Origin of the sequence: Patulibacter medicamentivorans, from assembly GCF_000240225.1 — a bacterium.
Lineage (GTDB): Bacteria > Actinomycetota > Thermoleophilia > Solirubrobacterales > Solirubrobacteraceae > Patulibacter > Patulibacter medicamentivorans.
The window spans coordinates 1-6,258 of record NZ_AGUD01000093.1 but is presented as its reverse complement, the minus strand read 5'-3'; the positions used below and the strand labels follow the sequence as shown (position 1 = coordinate 6,258).

Below are 6,258 nucleotides of genomic sequence, written 5' to 3'. Positions count from 1 at the left end.
CCCGCGCGACACGCCGAGGTCGGCGGCCAGGGTCCGCGTCGACGGCAACGGCGTGCCGGCCGACAGCCGCCCGTCGGCCGCCGCGTCGCGCAGCGCGCGTTCCAGCTGCCGGTGCAGCGGGCCGTCGCCGCGCCGCAGCACCACGGCCAGGTCGAGGCCGCGAGGCGGACGCCCGGCCGCGGGCCCGGCGCCGCCGCTGGATCCCGGCTCCGCCGACTGGTCCGACGCCGCACGGGAGTTCCGGTCCTTGCCCATCGCCTGCGGTCAAGCCTAGCCTGGACCCCAGCCCCGGCGGTGGCCGGGACCAACGCGACGGAGGCGACCGTGGGACGGATCAGCGAGGTGCAGGACGGCGAGGGCGGGCTGCTGGGACGGTTCGCGTTCCGCGCGTCGCGGAAGGCCACCGGCAAGGTCATGGGCTCGGTGCGCGTGATGCTTCGCCACCCGCGGACGGCGGTCGGGGTCGGCGCGATGGAGCACCAGCTCGAGCGCAGCCGCGACGTCGAGCCGCGGCTGGTCGAGCTGGCGGTGCTGAAGGCGGCCACGGTCGTCGGCTGCGAGTACTGCATGGACATCGGCTCGTTCCTCGCCCGCACCCACCACGGCGTCCCCGAGGAGCAGATCCGCGACCTCGTCCGCCACCGCGAGAGCCCGGCCTTCGACGAGCGCGAGCGGCTGGTGCTGGACTACGCCGCGGCGATGAGCCGGACGCCGGCGGTCGTCGACGACGAGCTGTTCGCCGCCCTCCGCGAACGGTTCGACGAGCGCCAGGTCGTCCACCTGACGAGCGCGATCGCCTGGGAGCAGTACCGCGCCCGCTTCAACGCCGCGCTCGAGATCCCGCCGGACGGGTTCAGCACCGGTACGGTCTGTGCGATCCCGGTCCCGGCCGGGCCGCCGCTCACCGCCGGCGCCCCGCCGGCATGAGCGAGCCGGCGTCGCTGCGGACCCGGCCGCGCGGCGCGCTGGCCGACCGCGCGCTGCGCCTGCGGGCGCTGCACCGCGACGGCCCGCTGCTGGTGCTGCCGTCGGTCTGGGACGCCGCGAGCGCCCAGGCCGCGGTCGCCGCCGGCTTCCCGGCCGTCGCGACCGCCAGCGCCGCGATCGCCGCCGCGATCGGCCGTCCCGACCAGGAGGGGCTCGGCGTCCACCAGATGCTCGACGCCGTCGAGCGGATCGCCGCGGCGGTCGACGTGCCGGTGACCGCCGACCTGGAGTCGGGCTACGGGCTCGACCCCGCGGCGCTGGTCGACGGCCTGCTCGACGTCGGCGCCGTCGGGCTGAACCTCGAGGACAGCGACCACGCCGGCGGCGGGCGGCTGCGCGGCGCCGACGAGCAGCAGCGGCTGCTGGCCGCGGTCCGCGCGGCCGCCGACGCGAGCGGGATCCCGGTCGTCCTCAACGCCCGCTGCGACCTGCTGCTGCGGCGGGACGGCGACCCGGCGACCCGGCTCGCGCGGACGATCGGGCGGCTCGAGGGGTACGCGGCGGCGGGGGCCGACGTCCTCTACCCGATCGGCGCCCGCGACCCGGACGACCTGCGGACGCTGGCCACCGCCCTCCCCCGCCCCGTCAACGCGCTCGCCGACCCCGGCGACGACCTGGCGGCGCTGGCGGCGACCGGCGTCCGGCGCGTGACCTTCGGCCCCTACCTGCAGCGCGCGACGATGGACGCGATGGCCGGCCTGCTCGGCCGTTGGAGACCCTCCTAGTCGGCCGGCCGCGGGCGGCCCGGCGGCGAGCGCCGCTGGCATAGCATCGCCACGATGGAGCCCGACCCCCGGCCGCCGCTGTTCACCCACCGGATGCGGATCCGCTACGCCGAGTGCGACCAGCAGGGCGTCGTCTTCAACGCCCACTACCTGGCCTTCTACGACGTCGCGATGGTCGAGCTGTGGCGGGCGCGGCTCGGCGGCTACGCGGCGATGGTGGCGGCCGGCGCCGACTACATGATCGCCGAGACCCACCTGCACTACGTCGCCGGCGCGCGGTTCGACGAGCAGCTGGAGATCGACGTCCGGGTCGGCCGGATCGGCACCAGCAGCCTGGTCCTGGAGCCGACGTTCCGGGTCGGCGACCGGGTCTGCGTCCACGGCGCGGTCCGCCACGTGTTCGTCGTCCCGGGCGGTCGCTCGCGTCCGATCCCCGACGACGTCCGGGCGCTGGTCGAGCCGCACGCGCCGCCGGCCGCCTGAGCGCCGCCGCGACGCCGGCCGCCGGCTCGGGGCGCGGACGGTCGGCCCGGCGCCGGTCATGGGACCGGCCGCGGGCCGCGGGGTCAGGCAGCGACGCCGACGGGCGCCGCCGCCGCGGCCGGCGCGGGAGCCTCCGGCGCCGGGGCGGCGGTTGACATCGCGCCCTCGCCGAACAGCCGCTCCAGCTCGACCTGCAGCGTCGGGCCCGGGTTGACCCGGAAGCCGCCGCCCAGGCGCAGCGTCCGCGGTCCCGACGAGGTGGCGATCGTCAGGACCACCGCCGACTCGCCCTCGTGATCCCGCAGCAGGTGCTTGAGCCGGTCGAGCACCGACTCCAGCACCGAGCGGCCGTCGACGCGCACGTGCAGCTCGGTCGGGATCGCCGCGGCGACCCGCTCGGCGCGGCGGGCGTCGGCGGCGCCCTTGGCCTTGGCGATCTCGTCCTCGGAGGGGCGGAACGGCTTGGCGCTCTGGACCAGCAGCGCCGGCCGGTCGACGTCCTGCAGGTCGATCCGGCCGCGGACCAGGACCACCTCGTCCGGGCGCAGGATCGGCTCCAGCTCCGGCACCGCCTTCGGGAAGACGACCAGGTCGACCGAGCCCTCGGTGTCCTCGAGCACGCCGCGCAGCATCAGATCGCCCTTGCGGGTGTTGATCCGGCGGATGTCGGCGACCATCCCGCCGACCTCGATCCACTGGTCGTGCGCGCGGGTCCGCAGGTCGGCGACGGCGCAGTCGGTGGCCTTGGTCAGCGCGTCGCGGACGTCCTTCAGCGGGTGGGCGGAGAGGAACAGGCCGATGGTCTCCTTCTCCATCGCCAGCAGCTCGCGCTGGTCGAACTCGCCGGTCGGGATCGGCGGGTGGGCGACGGTCGCCGCGCGACCGCCCGCCGGACCGGCGTCGGCGTCGCCACCGAGGTCGAAGATCGAGCCCTGGCCGGCGGCCGCGTCCTGCTGGACCTTCTTGCCCGCCGCCTGCGCCTGCTCGACGACGGCCAGCATCCCCTGGCGGGTCGCGCCGGTCGAGGCGAAGGCGCCGCAGCGGATCAGCGAGTCGAGCGCCTTGCCGTTGACGGCGCGGTGGTCGACTCGCTCGCAGAAGTCCCAGAGCGTGGTCAGCGGGCCGTCCTCGCGGGCGGTCTTGATCGCCTCGACCGCGGCGTGGCCGACGCCCTTGACCGCGTCGAGGCCGAAGCGGATCGCGCCCTTGACGACGGTGAACTCGTGGTCGGACTCGTTGACGTCGGGCGGCAGCACCTCGATCCCCATCTCCTCGCAGGTGTTGAGGAAGAACGGGACCTTGTCCTTCGTCGACATCACCGACGAGAGCAGCGCGGCCATGTACTCGGCCGGGTAGTTCGCCTTCAGCCAGGCGGTCCGGTAGGAGACGAGGCCGTAGCAGGCCGCGTGCGACTTGTTGAAGGAGTAGTTGGCCGCGTTGAGGTTGGTCTGCCACAGCCAGTCGACGACCTGGCTGTCGGTCCCCGACTGCAGGCAGCCCTCGCGGAAGGCCGGCTCCAGCTTGGCCATCTTGTCGAGCTGCTTCTTGCCGATCGCCTTGCGGAGGTCGTCGGCCTGGCCGGGCGTGAACCCCGCCAGGTCGCGGGCGATCCGCATCGACTGCTCCTGGTAGAGGATCACGCCCTTGGTCGGGCCGATGATCGGGGTCAGCCGCGGATCGGGGATCCGGATCGAGTTGGCGTCGTGCTTGCCGGCCGCGTAGGTCGGGATCTGGTCCATGGCGCCCGGGCGGTAGAGCGCCACCAGGGCGATCAGGTCGTCGAACTCGGTCGGGACGACCTGGCGCATCGCCTTGCGCATGCCCTCGGACTCGAACTGGAACACGCCGACCGAGTCGCCGCGGGCGAGCATCTCGTAGGTCGGGCGGTCGTCGAGCGGGATCGTCGCGATGTCGATCTGCTGGCCGGTCGAGCGCTCGATGATGTCCAGGGCGTCCTGGATCACGTCGAGGTTGCGCAGCCCCAGGAAGTCCATCTTCAGCAGGCCGAGCTCCTCGACCGGCCCCATCGGGAACTGCGTGACCCGGCGGAAGATCTTGTTGCCGGACTCGTCGACGTTGCCCGTCGACGCGGTCTGGATCGGGACGACCTCGGTCAGGTCGCGGTCACTGATGACGACCGCCGCCGCGTGGATGCCGGCGTTGCGGACGGTGCCCTCGAGCCCGAGCGCAGTGTCCAGCACCTGCTTGGCGACCGGATCGGAGTCGTAGACGCCGCGCAGCTCGGAGCCCTCGGCGAGGCACTTCTCCAGCGGCGGGGTCTTGCCCATGATCGGGTCGGGGATCAGCTTCGCCAGCCGGTCGCCGGTGGCGTAGTCGAAGCCGAGGACCCGGGCCGAGTCCTTGGTCGCGTTGCGGGGCAGCATCCGCCCGAAGGTGATGATCTGCGCGACCCGCTCGCGGCCGTACTTGTCGACCACGTACTTCATGACCTCCTCGCGCCCCTTGACGGAGAAGTCGATGTCGATATCCGGCATCGACACGCGGTCCGGGTTGAGGAAGCGCTCGAACAGCAGGTCGTAGTGGAGCGGGTCGAGGTCGGTGATCCCGAGCGTGTAGGCGATGATCGAGCCGGCCGCCGAGCCACGGCCCGGGCCGACCGAGATCCCGTGGTCCTTCGACCACTTGACGAAGTCCCAGACGATCAGGAAGTAGGCGTCGTAGCCCATCCGGTTGATGACGCCGAGCTCCATCTCGGCGCGCTCGCGGGCGGCGGCCGGGATCGGATCGCCGTAGCGGGCGCGCAGGCCCTCCTCGACCTGGGCCCGCAGGTAGGCCTGCTCGTCCTCGCCCTCGGGCAGGAACCGCGGCAGCAGCATCTGGCCGAGCGGGATCTCGACGGCGCAGCGCTCGGCGATCTCCAGCGTCGTCGGGATCGCGTCCGGCCACTCCGCGAACTGGCTCGCCATCTGGTCGTTGCTCTTGACGAAGAACTCGTTCGTGGAGAACGACATCTTCGGGTTGGCCAGCGTCGACTGGGTCTGGACGCAGAGCAGCGCCTCGTGGACGTCGTAGTCGTGCTCGTGCAGGTAGTGGACGTCGGCGGTGCCGACCAGCGGGCGGCCGGTCTCGCGCGCGATCCGCTCGATCCCGACGTTGCACTTGTCCTGCTCGTCGATCCCGTTCTTCTGGACCTCGAAGTAGACGTTGTCCTTGCCGACGGCCTGGAAGAGGTCGTCGATGTGGGCGCGGGCGTCGTCGATCCGGTCGTCGGCCAGCCGGCGGCAGAAGCGCGAGGCCAGGCAGCCGGTCATCACGATCAGGCCCTCGCCGTTCTCGGCCAGCTGGCCGAAGTCGACGCCCGGCTTGCCGCGGTGGTAGCCGGTGGTGAACCCGAGCGAGCTGAGCCGCATCAGGTTGCGGTAGCCGACCTGGTCGCGGGCGATCACCGTCAGGTGGTTGAGCTCGCGCTTGCCGTCGCGGAAGGCGTGGTCGTCGGTCAGGTAGAGCTCGCAGCCGATGATCGGCTTGATGCCCTCCTTCTGGGCCGCCTTGTACAGCTCGACCGCGCCGTTCATCACGCCGTGGTCGGTGAGCCCGATCGCCGGCTGGTCCAGCTCCGCCGCCCGCTTCACGAGCTTGCCGATGTTCGGCTGGCCGTCGAGCAGCGAGTACTCGGAGTGGACGTGCAGGTGGACGCAGGAACCGGAGCTCACGCCACTGAGGCTAGGGCCCCGATCGGACATCGGGGGCCTCGCCCGCGGCTTTCCCGGCGGGTCCAGGGACTATCGCGTCGGCGGGTCGTCGTCGACCGCTTCCGGGGCCTGCGCGCGCAGCCGGGCGGCGGCGTCCTCGAGGCCGCGGATGACCTCGTCGGCGGCCTCCAGGCGACCGCCCGCGAGCAGCTCGCGGGCACCGCGGGCCAGCTCCCCCAGGCGCCGGGACTCGTCGCCGCCGGCGAGCGGCGACGGTGGCTCGACCGGCTCGACCGGCGGCTCCGGCGCGGGCAACGTCGCGACGACCTCGCGCAGGCCGTCCAGCTCGCCGCGCAGCGCGGTCAGGCCCTCGCGCAGCGCGTCGAGCCGCTGCTCGCGCTCCAGCGCCA

The 6,258-nt window shown here is 73.4% G+C and carries 6 protein-coding genes; 3 read left to right on the top strand and 3 right to left on the bottom strand.

Annotated features, from left to right (window positions below; genetic code table 11):
• Positions 1 to 255: GntR family transcriptional regulator (locus PAI11_RS08175; protein ID WP_040599207.1), on the bottom strand; the 255-nt coding region annotated here is incomplete at its 3' end.
• Positions 256 to 324: 69 nt separating this feature from the next.
• On the opposite strand from PAI11_RS08175, the gene PAI11_RS08170 reads away from it, so the two are divergent.
• The 3 genes from PAI11_RS08170 to PAI11_RS08160 are packed head-to-tail and all read left to right on the top strand — an operon-like array spanning position 325 to position 2,195.
• Positions 325 to 927, top strand: a complete 603-nt coding sequence (locus PAI11_RS08170) for a carboxymuconolactone decarboxylase family protein (protein ID WP_040599213.1) — start codon at positions 325 to 327, stop codon at positions 925 to 927.
• Entirely contained in the window at positions 924 to 1,712 is a 789-nt protein-coding gene (locus PAI11_RS08165; protein WP_007572919.1) for an isocitrate lyase/PEP mutase family protein, read from the top strand. Before PAI11_RS08170 ends, PAI11_RS08165 begins: the two co-directional genes overlap by 4 nt.
• Before the next feature lie 54 nt (positions 1,713 to 1,766).
• Positions 1,767 to 2,195, top strand: coding sequence for an acyl-CoA thioesterase (locus PAI11_RS08160; protein WP_007572917.1), 429 nt, complete (start codon positions 1,767 to 1,769; stop codon positions 2,193 to 2,195).
• Between the two features lie 83 nt (positions 2,196 to 2,278).
• Here the strand turns inward: PAI11_RS08160 and dnaE are convergent, their stop codons facing one another.
• The gene (gene dnaE, locus PAI11_RS08155; protein ID WP_007572915.1) at positions 2,279 to 5,869 is read right to left on the bottom strand and encodes a DNA polymerase III subunit alpha; all 3,591 of its coding nucleotides are present in this window, start codon (positions 5,867 to 5,869) and stop codon (positions 2,279 to 2,281) included.
• A gap of 69 nt (positions 5,870 to 5,938) precedes the next feature.
• On the bottom strand, positions 5,939 to 6,258 hold a 320-nt coding region (locus tag PAI11_RS26950), incomplete at its 5' end, for a hypothetical protein (RefSeq protein ID WP_040599204.1).

Coding starts and splice junctions, on each gene's coding strand:
- PAI11_RS08165 (WP_007572919.1), top strand. CDS start 924: ATGAGCGAGCCGGCGTCGCTGCGGACCCGGCCGCGCGGCGCGCTGGCC.
- PAI11_RS08160 (WP_007572917.1), top strand. CDS start 1,767: ATGGAGCCCGACCCCCGGCCGCCGCTGTTCACCCACCGGATGCGGATC.